Genomic DNA, 2,307 nt, shown 5'->3' on the forward strand with positions numbered 1-2,307 from the left:
CCGCAGTGCGAGAGGTTTTTCCCGATTTGGTATAAATTATTCAGAGCGATCGCTAAATAGAATAGCGATCTGGCTAGTTTATAAAATCTCTATTGTATGGCTAACACAATTTTCATTTGCTTGATGGCAGTCGATCGCCAAGACATTATCTTGCCGATTAATGACTGGACTAAAGATGTTGGGGATTTATTACAGCAAGCCTACGATAATCTACCAGATAGCGGATTAATATGTATGGGAGGGAGAAGAGGAATACCTCTTCATGTACTAAACCGCGTCTACTTTGAAAACCATAGTTTTTATAGAGGCATAGGGAAAAGGGAAAAGGGTTTATGAGTCTTCCAGTACTGTCAGCATAAAACTCCAGTTTTGAATATGGACGTGGTTTAATTGAAATTAGAAATTTCTGCCAATTTAGAGGTTTAAGCTTTTTAGATCGCGATTGTGCGACACTCCAGGGATTCGAGTTAGTTACCGCCATCCAATCCTTAACGAATATTATTAATGAATTACTTTCCGACCGCGAAATTGTCAGAAGTATTGTTGCCAAATATTTTTATGGTACGAAAAAAATTAACTGTCAAGAACGAATGAGAAAATCATTTGCCGAATCGAAAGTAAATCTAGACTAAAACTGGGAAAGTGAGCGAGAATATGCATTGTTTTCCTTAATCAAATCCTTCCTCTTCGTTATGTCCGATGCTTTAGCAAACAACAAAGTTTTTTTATATGTTACAGCAGTTTAGTATCTAATAGCAGTTATGGCGATCGCTATTTTAAAAGTTCTGTATCTGGAATTAGTAGCGAATTGATGGAGGTATAATTGGTTCAAATAACAGGCGCGATCGACCCACAGTAAGTAGCAAGACACAAATAAAGTTTTGGTTGAGGTAGTTAGTAGTTAGTAGTTAGTAGTTAGTAGTTAGTAGTTAGTAGTTAGTAGTCAAGATTTGGGTAGACTTCATACTTGTTTACATAGTTATGTTTATTGTTCCCTATCTACTTACCATAAAAAAATCAATAGAAAGTAGTAAGTTAGTTACTGTGAAGATTTTTAAGCCAAATAAACAGTTACCCTATTTACGTCCATGTCTACTAGTCAAAGATCGACAAATTGCTAGAGCGCACTATTAAACTTATTTATTAACAACTGGCTATCTTTAACCTTATTTAGATACCCTCTAATATCTCCAAAACCCTGAAGTGCTTGTTCGATCGAGCGAGAATTCTCAACACCTTCACTTGCTAGATACTCTCGAATAATTAAAGATTCTGGAATTTTAAATAATAATAGGATGGCTGCGATAATTACGCCAGTCCTATCTTTGCCAGACGTGCAATGAATTAGAATTGGAAGTCGAACATCTGGTTGAGATATTTGATTAATTACTCTATTGACCCACATTCGGACTTTGCCACTGCTTGTTTCGTAATTTTCCACCCGATCTGCTACTGGTATATGCAGATATTGACAGTTAAATGTTTTTTCGTCGGCACCTTTTCTTAAATTAACTATGGTAGGAATTTTTAAGATCTCATGATGCTCGAACACACCATTAATACTGCCACCTCGATAGAGGACATTCTCAGGAAAAACATGACTAGCACTTGCAGCATTGAGAAACTTACCAACGTCACGAAAATTTTTGACTACGCTCAATTTCATTGAATATAAATTCAGGCATAAAAACCGATTGATAGCTTAATTTAAAGAGTTAAAATCAACGATGTGATTATTTTACTTGTCTAAAACAGAATTTTAGGCTAATCTTCCATAGAAATAAGTAATCGCGATCGGACAATTTCTGTATCCAATTTGTACCCTACCCGCAGCAATAGTATATATATTGTCATCTAAATTCACCGCCAACTCAAACAAAATATTTACCAGTATTTATATACTAACGTCTGGTATTGACAAGATCTGGTTTGAGGTCTGCCGAGAGAACTGTAAAAGCAACATAAAAGTTATGGATTATTAAAAATATGAGTCATAAGAAGTTTTTATCTAATAGAAAAACAAAATCCAATACAGGATTTGGCGCGATCGCCACAAATACGGTCAAATCTATCGATAACAAACGTTTCAAGTTGGGGCTTGCAGTATCTTTAGCAGCAGTTTGCCTGTCAAAACCGCTTCGCTCGGCAAACTCTACAGAAATAAATGACTCAGTGGCACCAAATTCATTTTCGGGCATCAATTCTGACTCGGATCGGAGTAGATCTAAATTTTCCCTACTGCCACGGATATTCAATCGTCTCGGTCAATCGACCAAAACTCAAACAAGTAATTTGACTCAAACAAAG

General features: G+C 36.1%; 3 protein-coding genes. 2 read left to right on the forward strand and 1 reads right to left on the reverse strand.

Features of this window, described 5'->3' with window-relative positions:
- Window positions 1-96: 96 nt before the first annotated feature.
- A complete protein-coding gene (locus AC33VI_RS18380; protein ID WP_491783714.1) occupies window positions 97-336 on the forward strand; it encodes a hypothetical protein in 240 nt (79 codons plus the stop codon).
- 781 nt (window positions 337-1,117) lie between these two features.
- On the opposite strand, the gene AC33VI_RS18385 is transcribed toward AC33VI_RS18380, so the two are convergent.
- Window positions 1,118-1,666, reverse strand: coding sequence for a tyrosine-protein phosphatase (locus AC33VI_RS18385; protein WP_491783715.1), 549 nt, complete (start codon window positions 1,664-1,666; stop codon window positions 1,118-1,120).
- A gap of 320 nt (window positions 1,667-1,986) precedes the next feature.
- On the opposite strand from AC33VI_RS18385, the gene AC33VI_RS18390 reads away from it, so the two are divergent.
- Window positions 1,987-2,307: hypothetical protein (locus AC33VI_RS18390; RefSeq protein WP_491783716.1), on the forward strand; the 321-nt coding region annotated here is incomplete at its 3' end.

It is taken from the genome of Waterburya sp., from assembly GCF_058530065.1.